The organism is Algoriphagus confluentis (genome assembly GCF_036245625.1).
GTDB lineage: Bacteria > Bacteroidota > Bacteroidia > Cytophagales > Cyclobacteriaceae > Algoriphagus > Algoriphagus confluentis.
Genome location: NZ_BTPD01000001.1, coordinates 130,691 through 147,267, shown reverse-complemented (window position 1 = coordinate 147,267; position 16,577 = coordinate 130,691). Strand labels below are relative to the sequence as shown.

15 protein-coding genes are annotated in these 16,577 nt (G+C 44.4%); 10 read left to right on the top strand and 5 right to left on the bottom strand.

What is annotated here, in order from left to right:
- Positions 1 to 119 precede the first annotated feature (119 nt).
- Genes accC through AAA943_RS00660 form a run of 4 tightly spaced genes read left to right on the top strand, consistent with a single transcriptional unit; the run spans position 120 to position 3,910 of the window.
- Complete coding sequence (accC, locus tag AAA943_RS00675) at positions 120 to 1,616, top strand: acetyl-CoA carboxylase biotin carboxylase subunit (RefSeq protein ID WP_338222313.1); 1,497 nt, start codon at positions 120 to 122, stop codon at positions 1,614 to 1,616.
- Complete coding sequence (locus AAA943_RS00670) at positions 1,616 to 2,920, top strand: DUF1015 domain-containing protein (RefSeq protein ID WP_338222312.1); 1,305 nt, start codon at positions 1,616 to 1,618, stop codon at positions 2,918 to 2,920. Before accC ends, AAA943_RS00670 begins: the two co-directional genes overlap by 1 nt.
- On the top strand, positions 2,895 to 3,485 hold the full coding sequence (locus AAA943_RS00665; RefSeq protein ID WP_338222311.1) for a Maf family nucleotide pyrophosphatase: 591 nt from the start codon (positions 2,895 to 2,897) through the stop codon (positions 3,483 to 3,485). Before AAA943_RS00670 ends, AAA943_RS00665 begins: the two co-directional genes overlap by 26 nt.
- Before the next feature lie 56 nt (positions 3,486 to 3,541).
- Complete coding sequence (locus AAA943_RS00660; RefSeq protein ID WP_338222310.1) at positions 3,542 to 3,910, top strand: hypothetical protein; 369 nt, start codon at positions 3,542 to 3,544, stop codon at positions 3,908 to 3,910.
- Here the strand turns inward: AAA943_RS00660 and AAA943_RS00655 are convergent.
- Positions 3,907 to 4,620 carry a GIN domain-containing protein gene (locus AAA943_RS00655; RefSeq protein ID WP_338222309.1) on the bottom strand — a complete coding sequence of 238 codons (714 nt, stop codon included), beginning with the start codon at positions 4,618 to 4,620 and terminating at the stop codon, positions 3,907 to 3,909. The two genes, AAA943_RS00660 and AAA943_RS00655, sit on opposite strands and share 4 nt — an antisense overlap.
- A gap of 229 nt (positions 4,621 to 4,849) precedes the next feature.
- Between AAA943_RS00655 and AAA943_RS00650 the strand changes: the two genes are divergently transcribed.
- Entirely contained in the window at positions 4,850 to 5,383 is a 534-nt protein-coding gene (locus AAA943_RS00650) for a hypothetical protein (RefSeq protein ID WP_338222308.1), read from the top strand.
- A 4-nt stretch (positions 5,384 to 5,387) separates the two neighbouring features.
- A complete protein-coding gene (locus AAA943_RS00645; protein WP_338222307.1) occupies positions 5,388 to 6,461 on the top strand; it encodes a class I SAM-dependent methyltransferase in 1,074 nt (357 codons plus the stop codon).
- Between the two features lie 71 nt (positions 6,462 to 6,532).
- On the opposite strand, the gene AAA943_RS00640 is transcribed toward AAA943_RS00645, so the two are convergent.
- Positions 6,533 to 7,795 carry a cation:proton antiporter gene (locus AAA943_RS00640; protein ID WP_338222306.1) on the bottom strand — a complete coding sequence of 421 codons (1,263 nt, stop codon included), beginning with the start codon at positions 7,793 to 7,795 and terminating at the stop codon, positions 6,533 to 6,535.
- A 166-nt stretch (positions 7,796 to 7,961) separates the two neighbouring features.
- Here AAA943_RS00640 and AAA943_RS00635 point away from each other — a divergent pair, with 166 nt between their 5' ends.
- Positions 7,962 to 8,981: a hypothetical protein gene (locus AAA943_RS00635; protein WP_338222305.1), complete on the top strand. Its 1,020-nt coding sequence runs from the start codon at positions 7,962 to 7,964 to the stop codon at positions 8,979 to 8,981.
- A gap of 59 nt (positions 8,982 to 9,040) precedes the next feature.
- Here AAA943_RS00635 and AAA943_RS00630 read toward each other — a convergent pair whose 3' ends face one another.
- Entirely contained in the window at positions 9,041 to 9,751 is a 711-nt protein-coding gene (locus AAA943_RS00630; RefSeq protein WP_338222304.1) for a hypothetical protein, read from the bottom strand.
- A 75-nt stretch (positions 9,752 to 9,826) separates the two neighbouring features.
- Entirely contained in the window at positions 9,827 to 10,417 is a 591-nt protein-coding gene (locus AAA943_RS00625; protein WP_338222303.1) for a Crp/Fnr family transcriptional regulator, read from the bottom strand.
- Between the two features lie 177 nt (positions 10,418 to 10,594).
- On the opposite strand from AAA943_RS00625, the gene AAA943_RS00620 reads away from it, so the two are divergent.
- Positions 10,595 to 11,632, top strand: coding sequence for an alpha/beta fold hydrolase (locus tag AAA943_RS00620; protein ID WP_338222687.1), 1,038 nt, complete (start codon positions 10,595 to 10,597; stop codon positions 11,630 to 11,632).
- A gap of 92 nt (positions 11,633 to 11,724) precedes the next feature.
- On the opposite strand, the gene AAA943_RS00615 is transcribed toward AAA943_RS00620, so the two are convergent.
- Positions 11,725 to 14,958 (bottom strand): DUF5689 domain-containing protein, encoded by a 3,234-nt coding sequence (locus AAA943_RS00615; RefSeq protein ID WP_338222302.1) that lies wholly within the window; start codon positions 14,956 to 14,958, stop codon positions 11,725 to 11,727.
- A 182-nt stretch (positions 14,959 to 15,140) separates the two neighbouring features.
- Here AAA943_RS00615 and AAA943_RS00610 point away from each other — a divergent pair, with 182 nt between their 5' ends.
- Positions 15,141 to 16,169: a hypothetical protein gene (locus AAA943_RS00610; protein ID WP_338222301.1), complete on the top strand. Its 1,029-nt coding sequence runs from the start codon at positions 15,141 to 15,143 to the stop codon at positions 16,167 to 16,169.
- 4 nt (positions 16,170 to 16,173) lie between these two features.
- A complete protein-coding gene (locus AAA943_RS00605; RefSeq protein ID WP_338222300.1) occupies positions 16,174 to 16,569 on the top strand; it encodes a hypothetical protein in 396 nt (131 codons plus the stop codon).
- Positions 16,570 to 16,577: the final 8 nt, after the last annotated feature.

The window sequence follows — 16,577 nt, the reverse complement described above, 5'->3', positions numbered from 1 at the left end:
TACTTATTGCCTTTGAACCAAAATTCAGTTTCATTTCTCCGGAACCCTCGGCAATAGTCAACATTATTTCCTTATTTCGCTCCCGGACTATTATCCATACCCAAAAAACTGTAGAGATTATGCCCAAAATCAATAAACTTTTGGTTGCCAATAGGGGCGAAATTGCCTTGAGGATCATGCGTACTGCCAAGGAGATGGGGATTGCGACGGTGGCCGTGTATTCGGAGGCTGACCGGCTTTCCCCCCATGTTCAATTTGCCGATGAGGCCATATGTCTAGGCCCACCCCCTTCCAACCAATCGTATTTACTCGGAGAAGAAATCATCCGGTTTTGCAAAGAACTCCAAGTCGATGCCATTCACCCGGGATATGGTTTTCTTTCTGAGAATGCGGACTTTGCCCGAAAAGTGACCGATGCAGGGATCATTTTTGTTGGTCCATCCCCAGAGTCGATCGAGGTGATGGGAAGCAAGCTTGCGGCCAAGCAGGCCGTTTCAAAATACGACATTCCCTTAGTTCCCGGTACGGAAGAAGCCATTTCGGATATTGCCGCTGCCAAAAAGAAAGCTGCAGAGATCGGCTACCCTATTTTGATCAAAGCTTCTGCTGGTGGTGGAGGAAAAGGAATGCGGATCGTGGAGTCCGAGTCGGAATTTGAGGAGCAAATGCAAAGAGCAGTCTCTGAAGCGCAGTCTGCCTTTGGGGATGGAGCGGTTTTTATAGAAAAATTTATCACCTCTCCCCGACATATTGAAATTCAAGTGCTGGGCGACCAACAAGGAAATATCGTCTACCTCTTCGAAAGGGAATGTTCTATCCAACGTAGGCACCAAAAGGTGATTGAGGAGGCTCCCTCTGCGGTTGTTACTCCCGAAATGCGGAAAGCGATGGGAGAGTCCGCGGTAGGTGTAGCCAAGGCCTGCCGGTATTACGGTGCAGGCACGGTGGAATTTATCGTAGACGATCAGTTGAATTTTTATTTCCTGGAAATGAATACCCGTCTTCAAGTAGAGCATCCGGTGACCGAGATGATTACAGGAAAGGATTTGGTTCGGGAACAGATTCTTATTGCCGAAGGAAAGCCTCTTTCTTTTTCTCAAGAAGATTTGAAAATACATGGACACTCCGTCGAGGTAAGAGTCTATGCCGAGGATCCCAAAAACAACTTTCTTCCGGATATTGGAAGACTGAAAACCTACCGCAGACCCCAAGGGCCGGGGATTCGTGTGGACGATGGATTTGAAGAAGGGATGGATATTCCCATCTATTACGATCCGATGATTGCCAAGCTGATCACGCACGGGGAAAACAGACAGGATGCGATTGACCGAATGATCCGGGCGATCCACGAATATCGGATAACGGGGATTGAAACCACCTTGGACTTTTGTCGATTTGCCTTGCAGCATGAAGCCTTTGTTTCCGGTCAGTTTGACACCAAGTTTGTCGAGCGATATTTTACTCCGGACAAATTGGACCCGGTTTTTACCACTCAGGAAAAAGAGCTCTTGGCCGCCTTGGCTGTCGCCTTTTTTGAGCAGGAAGATCAAAGGATCAATCCGAAAAAGCCGCTTTCACCTACTCCAAACACCAATTGGAAAAACCGATTACTCTGATGGCGGAAATTTTACCTCTCAGGGCATGGAGATACAGTGAAGAATGGGCCAATACACTGGAGGATTTGGTTGCACCACTCTTTGACGTAGTATCAGCTAAGCAGCGGGAAATGCTTTATCATCATCCTTTCAATAGCATCCACCTGTCTGTACCCCAAGGGGAAAACCCCTCCCAACAGGCTCGGGAAACTTTGGAAAAATGGAAAAAGGAGGAGATTCTTAAGCAGGACGAATTGCCGGGAATCTACGTCTATTACCAATACTTTAGGTTGGCAGGTGAGGGGCATATGCGTTGCAGAAAGGGCTTTATTGCACAGATCAAGGCCTATGACTGGTCAGAAAACCAGATTCTCCGACATGAAAGTACCATAGTCTCTGCAGTCAATGACCGGATTGATCTTTTGGCAGCCACTCAGATTCAGGCAAGTCCTACTCATGGACTCTATGAAGATGAAAGTCTGGAGCTTGAAAAATACATGGATGCTGCTATAGCCTCTCCTTTGTATGAAGTGGAAGACTATCAGGGAGTCCGTGAAGTATTGGCAGTCATCCATGATGCCCGGGTGATTTCCAGATTTTTGGAAATCATGAAAGATAAACAGGTCATCCTGGCTGATGGACATCACCGACTCGAAGGTGCGATTGAGTACCGAAAGCAACAGAAGGATATACTTCCTGACTTGAAATGGAAAGGTTCGGATTTTCATTTGATGTATTTCACCAATGCCCATGGAAATGATCTGAAAATCCTTCCTACCCACAGGCTTTATTATGGGCTGGACTTGTCTGAGGAAGATTTGTTGAAAGAACTGAGCAAATGGTTTGATATGAGACCTTTTGGAGATGCGGAGGAGCTTTCCACCTATACCTTTCAGCGCAAGTGGTCCTTTGGCTTAGTCCTTAAAGATCAGGCATGGATCATCAAGTTCAAGCCGGACCTTTGGACCCAAATCAGACCTGAGCTTCCAGAGACCCTGAGAAATCTGGATTTGGTTATTTTGCATGAAGTTCTTTTCAACCAAATCTTGGGATTGGGTACAGAAGAACAGAGAAAATCCAAAAATCTGGCTTTTGAGCGGAATTTTTCCAGATGCATTCGAGAAGTAAGGGAAGGAAAAGCTGACTTTGCGGTAATCACCCGGGAAATCGACCTGGAGCAGGTCTTGGAAGTATGCAAATCCGGTGCTGTGATGCCACAAAAATCTACCTATTTTTATCCCAAAGCCTTGGGAGGATTGTTGTTTGCCAGTATCCGACAGGAAGAATTTGAATCGAATTATGAAGCCTTTTTTGAAAAATATTGAGAAGAAAAGCCTGATTTTGGCTTCCGCATCCCCTCGTAGGCAGGAGTTGCTTAGAGGTTTGGAATTGGATTTTACTGTAAAGGCCTTGGATATCGATGAGCGTGTACCGGCTGATATGCCTGCTGAGTATGTAGCGGCTCACCTTTCCAAATTGAAGTCAGTAAGCTATCCCGAGACAGTGAAGGAAAATGAAATTTTGATCACTTCGGATACGGTGGTGATCGAGAATGGGCATATCCTTGGCAAGCCCCAATCTGAGGAGGAAGCCTATGATATGCTCAAAAGTCTATCGGGAGCGGTTCATACCGTGATGACTGCAGTGACTCTTCGAGACCACAAGCGGAGTGTAACCTTGGAAGATCAGGCGGAAGTCACTTTCCGGTTTTTGGAAGAGGAGGAGATTCGGCATTATATCCGGAAATACCAACCTTTTGATAAGGCAGGAGCCTATGGAATCCAGGAATGGATCGGGTTTATCGGTATTCAAAGCATTCAGGGTTCCTATTTTACAGTCATGGGATTTCCGCTGCATTTGGTCTATGAGCAGCTAAAAAAGTGGACCTAATAAATACAGGGTGTAGCATCAGGAAAAAGGGGTTCGTTTCTGATTTAAAATGTCCCATGAACCGATTACTATTCCTTCTGTTTTTCTTTTGTCTGTTTTCATCCTGCAATGAAACAGACCCCTTGCTGTATTGCGGTACACAAAATCCAACAGAAGATCTTCCTTGGCTGAAAGCTGCGATTGAAGAAGTAGAAAATTCGGAACTCTCGGAGTATACCTACTTGATGTCTGGAAGATTTGAGGGACAAACTGTTTTCTTTTTCCAAAACTGTTGTCCCTTCTGCAATTTTGCGATTATTGTTTTAGACTGTCAGGGCAATTCATTGGGGATATTGGGGGGCAATGATGGGATTGCTATCGAAAATATCGAAGAGCTGAACCCAGTTTGGATCCCTGAAAACTCGGTCTGTCAGATTACCTCCTAATTACGGGTCACTTTACCAATCCCGCTGACATTCTCCTTAATCACAGTGGGATTTCCGGTGTATTTGACCTCTCCGATACCCGATACGTCCAGGGACAACTCTCCCGTACAGTGAACGGCTATCCTGCCAATACCCGAACTGATCAAATTGACTTTTTCAGCATTTAATTGGGAAGCATCGATATTTCCTATCCCCTCATTGGTAATATTCAGAAGTGCGGATTCTCCTTTCAGCTTCATACTTCCTACCAGATTGAGGTCCGCAGTGATTTGTTTGGACTGGATTTCAAGTTCAAGATTGCCGACTCCTTCCCCTTGGATGGCTGTTTGATCGGTATGGAATGCATTTTGGGTTTCTACATTTCCCACTCCATTGAACTCAAATGATTCCAGATTGGAAATAGACAATCTGACTTCCAATTCATCCATTTCAAAAAAACTGCTTTTGACATCCTCCAGAGTCAATTCCAACAAGTCTCCATTTTGGTTGATTTGGAGCTTCTCTACCAGTTTTTGATTCCCGATGACCTGAATGGATTCTTGGTCTGATTGGGTTAGCATCAGGTTGAATACGCCTTTTACTTTGAGCTTGGCAACGCCACTGAGCTCTTTTATTTCATCGTATCGGTTGTCAGAGCTTCCGTCTCTTTCTCTGCAGGAAAGAAAAGAAAGGAAAAAAAGAATATAAATAAGTGAATTTGAGCTTTTCATGAGAGTGGGGTTTAGGAAATTTCTCTTCTAATTACAAACCTTATCCAACATGTCCAAAAGGGGGAGGGCACATATTTTCGCATCGGATCAAAATTGTCTTTTTTTGAAACATTACTGTCTTGAATTCGGACATGTTTTTTTCTCAACAGCTTATTTTTTGCTATTGGAGCTGGTTTTTTGGTTTGGCATTGGTTTGGAAAATCAGGACGGCAGTCTAAACCAACTATTTATGAAACCAAAATTTAGTTTTGACGCAGTATTGATTTTACTGCTTCTGCTCGTGCTATCCTGCCAAAATCAGGATGATGTCCAACCTGCCTCCAAACCTTTTGTGGGTACTTGGATTCCAGTCTCGGAGGATTTTATAGCAATCTATGCCAATGGGGAAGAAATGACTCTAAGTCAATTCGGTAGGGAGGTTTTAGGATTTCAGGAAGAGGAGGCTTCATTTCAGGCCAAATCTTACTTGGAAAGTACGCTGATTGGTCCGGTTTTTTGGGATAAAACCCGGATGGTATTTTTCTCGGATGGGAGTTTCTCAGTCCAAAAAGGTGGGAATACGGAATTTGGACAATGGAATGAAATCAATGAGAATCAAACCTTGCGGCTGATTCCCAATCCAGACTCCGATTCATTCTTTGATTTTGAAGTGAAAAAATTAAATACCACCGAGCTGATTCTTTCCAAAAAAGCTGAGTTGGAGTTTTTGGAAGATCCACGGGAAATATGGGAAGTGGAAGTCCTTATCCATCTCAAAAATTGATGTCATGTGCAATTCCTGTTCAATTGATCTCCAAAAAGCAGAGGGATTTGCAGAATCCATGGTTCAGATGATTAATCAAGGGGCCTTGGCATTGATGGTTTCCATAGGCCATCAGACCGGGTTGTTTGATGCTCTCGCCGAAATGAAGACGGGAAGCAGTGAGTGTTTGGCAAAGACTTCCGGTCTGCAGGAAAGGTATGTGAGAGAATGGCTGTATGCCATGGCAGCGGGGAAAATTGTGGAAGCGATTCCCGATTCGGACCTGTTCCACCTTCCCGAAGAGCATGCAGCACACCTCTGTAGGAAATCCGGAGGGGATAACATTGCTTTGTATGCCCAATATATTCCGGTGCTTGCCTCCGTTGAGGCTCAGGTAATTTCCTGTTTTTGGCAAGGGGGAGGAGTTCCTTATTCTTCCTACGAGCGATTTCATGAAGTCATGGCGGAGGATAGTAGCCTGACCATTGTGGATCCTATTTTGGATAAAATTCTTCCCATCGAGCCAGGACTAATAGCCCAACTTGAAAAAGGTATCCAAGTCTTGGATATCGGTTGCGGCAGAGGAAAAGCAATGATCAAACTGGCGGAGCATTTTCCCAATTCCAAGTTTTGGGGAGTTGATTTGTGTCTCGACCCTCTTACAAAAGCCAAAGAAGAGGTGGCTCAGAGAGGATTGACCAATGTTCAATTTGAGCTGGCTGACTTGACCACCTATCGGCCTGAGGGAAAGTTTGACCTGATTACCGCATTCGATGCCATTCACGATCAAGCCCGGCCAGATTTGGTTTTGAGCACTGTTTTCGAATGCCTGACAGATCAGGGAATCTTTCTGATGCAGGATATTTTCGGTTCTTCGGAGGTGAGAAACAATCTGGATCATCCATTTGGTCCCCTGCTCTATACGCTATCCACCATGCATTGCATGACGGTATCTCTGGCCCAAGGAGGAATGGGGCTGGGGACGCTTTGGGGAGTGGAAAAAGCCCGGGAAATGATCAAGGAAGCCGGATTTTCATGGATTCAGGAGCATAAACTCGAGCATGATCCGATGAACTGCTATTTTATCATTCGGAAATAATGAAAGAAAGGAGGCTAAATAGGCCTCCTCTTTTTTTTGGGTGGAAATTTTGAAGATCAGGCCATTTGGTCTCAGGTATTCTCCTTTTTCAATTCCTGCTTATTCAATATTCTTTTCACCAACGATCCTATAGTCAATCCTTGGAAAATAATGGAGAAAACCACGACCACGTAAGTTACAGTCAAAAACAATTCTCTTTCCATTTCCGGCTGCAAGGAGAGGGCCAAAGCAATGGAAATACCTCCGCGGATTCCTCCCCAAGTCATGATGAGATCGGTCTTTGGAATGAATTCCAGTTTTTTGCTGAATAGGGAAATGGGGCCTTTCAATGCAAGATATCTGGATAAAAGGGTAATTGGGATAGCCAAAAGACCCAATAAAATATATTCTCCGTTGATGGTAATGATCAGAAGCTCGAATCCGATCAATACAAACAAAATTGCATTCAAGAAGACGTCCACCAGCTCCCAGAATTTATCCACATACAGCTTGGTACTATCAGACCAGGCTACTTCAGGGGATTTATTGCCGATGAAGATTCCAGCTACCACCACGGCTAAGGGGCCCGAAAAATGAAGCGATACTGCCAAAGCATGAATTCCCATGACCAAAGCGAGCGTGATCAATACTTCTGTCTCATAATGGTCTATGCTCTTCATTACTTTGAAACCTAACCAGCCCATCAACAAACCCAAGGTCAAGCCTCCAAAGACCTCCTCAAAAAACAAAAATCCCACATCCTGAGCATCTACTGAGGCAATTCCCCGCTGAGCAATGGAAAGAAGAACGAGAAAAACCACTACACCTACTCCGTCATTGAACAAGGATTCCCCTACAATTTTGATCTCCAACTTTTTTGGAGCCTGAGCATCCTTGAGGATACCCAAAACGGCAATAGGATCGGTCGGAGAAATCAAGGCTCCAAACAAAAGACAGTAGATGTAATCAATGGGATGACCCATCCACATCGCCACATAGTAGAAGGCACTCCCCACAATAAACGTGGAAACAAGGATTCCGAAAGTAGCAAACAGGATGATCGGTCCTCTCTGTTTGGCTAAATCTTCCAGCTTGGTATGAAGAGCTCCGGCAAAAAGCAGAAAGCTCAGCATGACATCCAACAACAGAGTTCTGAAGTCAATGGAGGCAATCAATTCTTTGGACTGGACCAATATCCGGTTTTCAAAGTGTCCCAGAATAATAATTGCCAAGGTAAAGCCCATGGCAATAATCATGAGTCCAATCGTAAAGGGTAATTTGAGGAACTTGGTATTGACGTAGGCAAAAACGGCAGATAAGATGGTCAGGACGGTGACGATAGCAAAAATGTCCATGGCTTGATTTTTAAATTGGAGCTTTAAAATAGACACACAAAGTCTATTTCCAAGGGATACGATCGGGGATACAAAAGGAATATACGTCATTTGACGTATTCCTAACCTAGGAATTTGAGGGCAAGTTTGTATCAGTTCTTTCAAAACTATCCCAAATCCAATGATTATGAAAAAAATCACCTCTACTCTTTTAATGGTCCTTTTTGCAGGCTCGACCCTGCTGGCTCAGGACTTGTTTTATGGCTTTGGCTCCAAGGGATATTACAATAAAATATCTCAGGAAACTGACATCGTGACCATTCCCCAGCTCAGCGTCAGCTTTGATAAATTTGTTGAGACCAAGGTGGTGGTCTCAGAAGGTAAGCTGAGCAAGCTCCAAAATACCTTTGAGGCTGCAAGTAAAGGGGGGAGCTATGGTGGAGAGGCGAAATCCTCTGCACAGACGATTACCATTCTGAATTCAGATATGCAGTTGTCTGACTTCCAGGAACTGGCTAATGAGTTTCAGCTGATTCTGGAAGAAGAAATTTCCAAAGCGGGCATCAAAGTACTTCCGCTTCAGGAGTTTGTAAATACGGCAGGTTTTCAAAAAATGTCTGAAAAGTATTCCGACAAAACCGAAAACAAAGGGAAGAAAAACTCTGAGGAGGATACCAAAAGCAAAGTCAGGATGTTCCCGGAAAATGGAGTATTCATGTTTGACGAAAAATCCGTAGCCAGAGGTGGAGTACCTTTCATCGGAATGGTCAGAAACATCCAAAAAGAAACCGGAGCCATTATGCTTCTACAGAACATTGACATCAATTTTGCCACGGTGGAGCTGGATGCCTCGGTGGAGGCGAGTTCAAAAAGAAAAGTTACCACAGCAGAAACCAAGGTAATTCCCAAAATGAATATCAGCCGAAACACCTTTGATTTTGTGGGTAAAAACGGTCCAAACAATGCTTCAGCGGAATTGACCGTTGAATATTTGGCAGACAAAGAATTTGATGCAAAAATCTATCAGGACCCTGAAAAAGGAAGAAGTCTTTTTGGACAACTCTTTGGTATAGGTGTACCAACCATCGAATTTGATCCTTTTATTGTAGAAATGAATAAGGAAACCTACAAATCAGCGGCAAGAGATCTGTTTAGAAAATATGCCCAGGATTTTGCCAAGACTTATGCTTCAGTAGGGAAGAAGTAATCCGGGTCAACCCAGAGGAAATGCTGTCTCTGATTTCATCGGAGACAGCTTTTTTTATTTTAAAACTCCCAGCGCGTATAAAGGCCAAAATTGTCCTTGGCAATTTTTTCCGGTCCGTATTGATCCCAGTTTGCTCCAACCCCAAAGCCTAGTGGTCCCTTTTTCAATCCCAATCGGAGATAAAGAAAACTCCGATTGTGCTGATTCTCTGCCAAACCCAGATTGTACACAAACTGAACGCGACTGTAAAGTGACCAAGTTTCATTGATCGGAGGTTTGAACTCGTAGAGTCCAAACAGTTTCAAATCCCGCTGCTCGTTGATTAGGTAATTAAGCACGGTGATGGCTAGCCATTTTCGGTTGGCAAAGCTATGTTCTACCCCCACCAAGGGACTAAATCCCACCACGGAGTTGCCTTCTCCACCCGCTGCTACAGCAAATCCTTTTTTTCCTACGCTGTAGTTAACCTGAAAAGGAATGATTACAGAATTGCCGATTGGGTTTTTTTTATCCCAGTTTTCTGAAAACACCGAAATCACCAAAAGGTCAAATTTGCTGGTAGGGGTAAATTTCTTTTTCACGATCAGCTGGAAATTGAGCTGTTCATGACCAAACATCAATTCCAAGGGAATCGGTGGTCCTGAGGGAATGGGTTTGGAAGAAATAGCCGGTGCCGTTTCCTGTGCTTTTGCCTTTTGGGAAGACAGAAGGAAGAAACCCAAGATTAGAAGAAAGCTGAACGGGAAGTAAGGTTTTGATTTTAAGGTCATTGGAATGAATTTTTATCATTCCAAAAGTAGAGGGGGGGAGATCAGAAAGTTTTGCTCTACAGCAAGACTTTGACTTTACAGCTCGCTTTTCAGCCTGCTTAGGGTGTATTGACTGATGCCCAAATAGGAGGCGACCAAGCGGCTTGGAATTCGGCTGAGTATCAAAGGATATTGCTCAAGAAGCCACTTCAAGCGATCCAAAGCAGACATCCCCTGAAGATCATAGATTCGGCGCTGGGAGGTGATATAGGCATTCTGAAGGATGTTTCGGTAGATTTTGTTGACTTGAGAGATGGTCTCAACTAGCTGGAAAAAAGTTGCTTTTTTGATCTCAAGAACAAACAGGGGCTCTACGGCCTGAAGATTTTCTACGGAAGGACTGCCTTCAATCATACTGGTCAGGTTGGTTCCGAATTTGTTTTCAAAAGCAAAATAGCGGGTCAATTCCTGTCCGGAGTCATTGATATGGAAAATTCGAAACGAGCCTTTTACGACAAAGTACATGGATTGGCATAGTTCACCCTGACGAAGCAAAAAGCTGTTTCTTGGAAAATAGGAAGGGGTAAAGGAGGGTTTCAGATCTTCAAACTCCCCTTCACTGATCGGGGCTATTTTGGAAAAATAGTTCCTCAATTGATCCCATGCACCGGGTGGGAATTTTGCCATAATGGTAGAAGGAAGTCTTTGGGTTTAGGAGTTTATCAAAGCGGATAGGGAGAAAATTTAACCAAATTTTTCAACTTAGGGCTCATCAAAAGAAACTGATTCCAGAGTGCTTTGTGTCAATCCTTATCCCTTATGAAACCTATTCTCTAACTCGTCACTCTTTGCATCTTGAGTGTTGTGGACGTTTTTGCCCAAGAACCTTCTCTGAGTCAATCCAAGGAATGGATCCGGGGCCTACGGGAAATACACACCCCCAACGGAATAGAAACTCTGGAACAGGTAGAACTGAACGGAGCCAAGCAATGGATCAGCATCCGGGGAAAAGACAGGAACAATCCCGTTCTTCTGGTTTTGCATGGCGGACCTGCCAACCCACTGATGCCAGCTGCTTGGGCTTATCAGACATCCTGGGAGGACTTTTTCACCGTAGTCAATTGGGATCAGCGAGGCAGCGGCAAAAACTGGATTTCCTCCGATACCACTCAGTTGGCCGATGAATTGAGCTTTCGCACACTGATCCAAGATGCCTATGTCTTAGTGGATTATCTTCGGGAAAAGCTGGAAAAGGATAAGATTTTTCTGATGGGCTACTCTGATGGGTCCAGTTTGGGAATTAGAATGGCGGCAAGAATTCCCCAAAAGCTCCATGCCTACATTGGAGTAGGACAGATGGCAGGAGGCAATCCGGAGAAAGTCATCTACGATCAAGTCATGCGTCTTGCTGAGGTCGATGGAAATGAAACCGCCCTGAATGAGCTTCGCACTTTGGCTCCCTATCCTGCAACGGATGGATCTACTCCCATGCGGAAATTGATAGCAGTCAGGAAATGGTCTAGATATTACAATGGGGGCTGGTACGGCAAGCCGTATTTTTTTTTCTATTATTCACTTCCAAACCTATCTCCTGAGTACAGCGATCAGGAAATCAAAAGCCTGGATGTCAGCATGCCCTGGATCACCCGAAGACTTCTTCCGAAAGGACCCGTTGCCGAAATCCCGGAAGAATTTCAGATTCCTGTGTTTTTTATGATGGGAAGGCATGATCTCCATACACCTTATCTGTCTGTTGAAGACTACGTGAAGAGGATAAAAGCTCCCCAAAAGCTACTCTTTACCTTCGAATACAGTGGCCATATGCCTTTTTTGGAGGAGCAGGGCAAATTTTTAATGGTTTTAGTCAATCAGGTCTTTCCGCTTTCTCAGGAGAGGAAATGATTGATTTGCTTTTGGATAAAAGCACGCCATCTCCAAAAAAGAACTAAAAAAGCCCGGTCAATTGACCGGGCTTTAGTTTGATTTTCAAGAATTTATCGTTTCAATAACCGAACAATCTTTGTCTCCTGGCCTTGATTCAGGTGCAGGTAATACAAGCCTCTTTCCATCTGATTTTCAGGGAAAAGTAAACTCAGTTTTCCTTCTACAAATTCAGCTGTTCCGCTACTGATGGCCTCCCCTCGGTGATTGAAAAGGACATAAGCTACAGTTACGGTAAGTGGCTGATCCAATTCCAGATGGATTTCTGAATCCATTGGATTAGGGAAGAATCGTCTGATTTTGGCAGACTTGAAATTAGTTTCTGGTTCTACCTTGTCCGAGGCCTGGCAGGGAATGGTACCACAAGCTCCCAAAGTAGCTCCATTTCTGATCAAGGCCGGTACAGCCTGAGGTGCGACACTTAGGGTTCGAGACCTTCCTGAATTGCCCAATGGAAGGCAGACCAAAACCTGGTCTCCTTTTCTGCCACTCCTTACATCCACTACACAGACAGTCACCTCGTCGGTAAACACATTTCCTGCTTCATCTGTCACGGTGAGGGTGTAGGTGGTCGTTTCAGTAGGAGATACGGTGATTTCCTGACCTACCTGCCCATCACTCCAAGTGTAGATGTAGGTACCGTTTCCGCCGGTAGCATCTGCTGCGCGGAGCGTGATGCTTTCTTGAGGTGGATATCCCAAATAAACCACCCCACCTTCTCCTGCATCGGAAACCAAAGGCGATCCTGCGATCAATCGGGCAGATACCGGGAGGTGATCCGAGGTAGTGTTGGCGTAGTTTGGAATCAGATTGAATGGAATGAACAGGGTTTCAGAACCTTCCAAATAGTTGTCGTACAATTCATTGGAGATTGTGATATGGTCAATCATATTGTCATTGAAAATAAATGACCGGAGTCCTGCCTCGCTGAGAGAAATCGTGATTCCATTAAAATCCGGATCATTGATAAACAACTCATAGGTGCTAGGCCCTGAACCGATGGATTCGTCCAAATCATCGTTGTAATCTCCCAACAGAATGATGTTTTGGTCTCCATAGTATGCATCCAAGGTGTCTTTCAAAGCCTGATTATCAAACCTTCTTCTGGCCAAATCCTCATTGGATGATCCTGATTTCGCATGGATATTGATGAAGTTGATTTTTTCTTTCACCCCATTGATATCTGCTATAGCAGTGATCAACCAAGGGAGGCGACCGCTAGACCAGAAGGAGGAGGCAGTTCCGGTGGGATAGCCATCGAGTAGGTTATTCAAGCCCATTCTGGCCTCATCATAGATTTGCTCAAACAGTACTTTGGTTTCGAGAATTTCGATCACAGCCGTATTGTAAATCAGACAAAGCTTCTGAGGAGGGAAGGTAGGATCCGGTCCTTCAAATGAACGGGAGAAACGCTCAGAGCAGATGACTGCATATCCGGGCAATTGGGCTACGATGTCGGCCAAAAGATCCTCATCACTGATTTCCTGGACAGCAATGACGTCCGGAAGGGTAGCTTGGAAGACCTGAAGGGAATTTGCTGCCTGAAGTGTCACATCATTGGGGCCGAAATTATTGATCGTGGCTCCAAAGAACTCCATATTCCAAGTCATCACATCCAAAGTTTCAGTGGCAGGGATATCAGATCCGGCTGGTTCGAAAGGTGCCGTGCCCGGCAAATCTTCAATAAACCTTGGGAAGAGTTGCAAAGTGCCCCGGAAGCTTCCCAATACTCCGGTGATAGTTTGAGCCTCAGTAGGAATTACCCGACCAACCAAGCTGTTTACTTGGCCGTCAATTCTTAACTGTAAGTTTCCTGTACCGTCAGTGATGATGTAGTTGCTTTCAGGGAATAGCAATCCTTTAGGAATGGCAAATGCAGCGGCAGGAATCTGGATAAACTGGCCTTCCAGACTTGGATTGATGTCCTCGATGGAAACCACCCTCGGGAGGATAAGATTACCGGAACTGATCAGCTCGATCTCAGTTACGTTTCCTAATTGGATTTGCTGGTTGAAAGCTCCAATCCTAGCCGAAATTTGAATTTCATCTCCGATCTGGTACAATCCAGCTCCATGAATCTGTGCATCAAAAACTGGAATTCCTCCCGTTTCATCCTGTAAAAATGCAGGACCACCAAACTGATCACTTGCTGTCAAAATACCTTTCACTAATACTTCGGAACCCTGAGGCTTGGTTCTAGCGGCTGCAATAGAAATCAGGATTGGCTCAGGATCGACAATCACACCGCCAAAGCTTTGACCGGTGTTGATTTGATTATAAGTATTGGCTATACTTTCTGACCAAGTGAAATCTGCATAGCTTGTGCCAGTACCCTGAAGCTGGAGAGAGGTACCTACCGGGGTAGAGGAGGTTTGAGCTACGCCTACATCTTCGCTGAGGAGACCATCTGCAGGTCCTCCCACGGCCACAAAAGTACCTTCATAGCTCAAAAACTGGATCACTTCATTATCCGGATTGACCAGAGCAAAGCCATCAGGGGATCCGTTTTGAAGACCTGGAGCAAAGAAAAATAAAGTCCCGAAACCATTGTCCTGATTAGGAAGGGTTCCTGAGAGATTGATCGTGCCGTAAGGTGCTCCACCGCTTCCGTTGTATAGGACAATACTGTATCCAGCCAAGTTGAGACCTGCTGTGCCGGCAATCTCTATCCCTTCATTGACATCGGAGCCCACATTGTCGTAATGGAATTCATTGACAAACAGGACAGGTTCGGAAACAAAAGTTTGACCTGTATTGATCGCTCCAAAGGTATTAGTAGCTGCCTCCTGCCAAACAAAATCCCAATATTCCTTGCCATTTCCGCTCAATTGCAGAGAAAATCCAATGGGGGTAGAACCGGACTCTTCGACCCCAATATCGGTGCTGATCAGCCCATCTGCGGGACCTCCTACTGCAGTAAAGGTTCCTTCGTAGCTGAGAAACTGGACGACAGTGCCATTGTTGATCAAGGCTATTCCGTCAGGGCTTCCATTTTGAATTCCGTTTGTTGGATAAGTCTGTACCACGAATCCAAAACCGTTTCCTGAGTCAGGAATGGTTCCGCTCAAAGTTTTCGTGTCATAAGGGGCACCGCCACTACCATTGTAAAGTATCAGGGACCAACCTGTTAGGTCGGTTCCCGCCGGACCCGCAATTTCAATTGCCTCTCCAACATCAGTTCCTGTGTTGTCGTAGTGGATTTCATTGATAAACACTTCCTGAGACCATACCGAAAAGGGGGTAAATCCAAGAAGGATCAAAAAGAGAGTGTAGAAGTTTTTCACCATAAAATTAATTTTAATTCACTGGTGCAAAATGCAACCATATGGATATAATCTGAAGTATTTTTTGTTACGCTTTGGTTAATTATAAGGACTCTACTGCTTTGTTATCAGGAGTTTGATTGCATTTGCTTTGCCGAAAAAGGAAGCGCAGTTCTGGAGATTTTTGAGGAATTAATCCTCAAGCAATGCCTGCAGAGCTTGGTAAAAGGCAGAATGGGAAAGAACAGGCTCCTTCCAAATCAGTTAAAATGCCTGTTGTCCGGCGCATTCATTATTGGTCCCTATTGCTTAACTTGTTTTGGCTTTTCGGCAAGAGTTCATTTTCCATCCGTTCTGATTCCCTTAGTGTTATGTTCAATTTCTATTTATTCAGAAATGTGTTCTTTTTTGCCATCTGTGCCCTTTTTTTGGGTAGTTGTGTCAATCTCAGAGCGGTGGGTGATTTTGCCTTAAGTTCTTCCGCTAGTATAGGACATTACGAGAATTTGGGCTATTCATTTTCTGATCATTGCACAGACCGATGCCGGGATGAGGCTATTCGTACCCTAGAGATCAAACTGGAGTTAAATTGTCCCTGTGATACCTTTTTTAAAGCCGACAGTGTGACAGGAGTCTTTTACCAAACCATTCAGCATTATCTGAATGAAATGGGAGGATTGGCCGGAAAAGACTTGACTTCCTACAAAACCCAGGCGCTTTTTGGAGCCCTTACCGCCCAGCAATTTGGCCCAATCCGGGTGAGCGAATCAGAAGTTGGGGCCTATGCGGCTGTTTCCGATTTGATAGCCCGGATTGCTCTGACCGGCTTTAGAAAAAAGAAAACTTCCAAATACCTGGAAGAGGCCAATCAGCCGATTCAGACCCTTCTTGATAAATTTTCGTCCATTATCTCCAATGATTTGAAAGGAGAATTGCGATTCAAAAAAGCCCGGCTATACAGCCAATACATGAATTTAAAAATGGGAAATACCCTGGATTCGGATTTTGAAAGCCAAAGCGCAGTCAGAACCTACTACACCTCCCTGAGTGAAATCGAGCGAAAGGAAAAACTTCTCGATGTCTATGCGCAAAGTCTGAAAAAAATAGCCCAAGGACATCAAGAGCTGTATGAAAAGAGAGACCAACTTTCCTTCAAGGAATTGACGCAATCCATGTTGGGCTATTCGGAAGAAATTCAGAAATTATACAAGGAGTTTAATCAATTAAATCGCTGAACTCATGGGAAAACTCACCGCTGAGCAAGCCAGAAGTCTTTCGGATCAATTTTATTTTTTGGGAATGGCAATAGGAGATTACCGATATACCCACTGGGATAAACTCACTTTGGAAGAAAACAAAGAGCTCAGCGACTCCCAATTTGCCATTCTGAAAACCGGTGAGGATATGTTGGCAATGGCTCCTCAATTGGTTATGGAAGAAGCCCAAACTTCATTGGATCAAATTCAGGGTTTGACTAAAGAAATTCAGGATACCATTAAAAATTTGAAAACCATTCAAAAGGCAATTGATGTAGCTGCTGGGATTCTGGTCTTGGGTGCAGCTATTCTGGATAGAAATCCAGCCGAGATTTCTCAGAACCTCTCCGGCTTGATTTCACTTTGGAAATCCGATTAACTTCTTAA

Excerpts from the sequence above, each read along its gene's own strand:
- accC (WP_338222313.1), top strand. The coding sequence starts at position 120 with ATGCCCAAAATCAATAAACTTTTGGTTGCCAATAGGGGCGAAATTGCC.
- AAA943_RS00670 (WP_338222312.1), top strand. The coding sequence starts at position 1,616 with ATGGCGGAAATTTTACCTCTCAGGGCATGGAGATACAGTGAAGAATGG.
- AAA943_RS00665 (WP_338222311.1), top strand. The coding sequence starts at position 2,895 with ATGAAGCCTTTTTTGAAAAATATTGAGAAGAAAAGCCTGATTTTGGCT.
- AAA943_RS00660 (WP_338222310.1), top strand. The coding sequence starts at position 3,542 with ATGAACCGATTACTATTCCTTCTGTTTTTCTTTTGTCTGTTTTCATCC.
- AAA943_RS00655 (WP_338222309.1), bottom strand. The coding sequence starts at position 4,620 with ATGAAAAGCTCAAATTCACTTATTTATATTCTTTTTTTCCTTTCTTTT.
- AAA943_RS00650 (WP_338222308.1), top strand. The coding sequence starts at position 4,850 with ATGAAACCAAAATTTAGTTTTGACGCAGTATTGATTTTACTGCTTCTG.
- AAA943_RS00645 (WP_338222307.1), top strand. The coding sequence starts at position 5,388 with ATGTGCAATTCCTGTTCAATTGATCTCCAAAAAGCAGAGGGATTTGCA.
- AAA943_RS00640 (WP_338222306.1), bottom strand. The coding sequence starts at position 7,795 with ATGGACATTTTTGCTATCGTCACCGTCCTGACCATCTTATCTGCCGTT.
- AAA943_RS00635 (WP_338222305.1), top strand. The coding sequence starts at position 7,962 with ATGAAAAAAATCACCTCTACTCTTTTAATGGTCCTTTTTGCAGGCTCG.
- AAA943_RS00630 (WP_338222304.1), bottom strand. The coding sequence starts at position 9,751 with ATGACCTTAAAATCAAAACCTTACTTCCCGTTCAGCTTTCTTCTAATC.
- AAA943_RS00625 (WP_338222303.1), bottom strand. The coding sequence starts at position 10,417 with ATGGCAAAATTCCCACCCGGTGCATGGGATCAATTGAGGAACTATTTT.
- AAA943_RS00615 (WP_338222302.1), bottom strand. The coding sequence starts at position 14,958 with ATGGTGAAAAACTTCTACACTCTCTTTTTGATCCTTCTTGGATTTACC.
- AAA943_RS00610 (WP_338222301.1), top strand. The coding sequence starts at position 15,141 with ATGCCTGCAGAGCTTGGTAAAAGGCAGAATGGGAAAGAACAGGCTCCT.
- AAA943_RS00605 (WP_338222300.1), top strand. The coding sequence starts at position 16,174 with ATGGGAAAACTCACCGCTGAGCAAGCCAGAAGTCTTTCGGATCAATTT.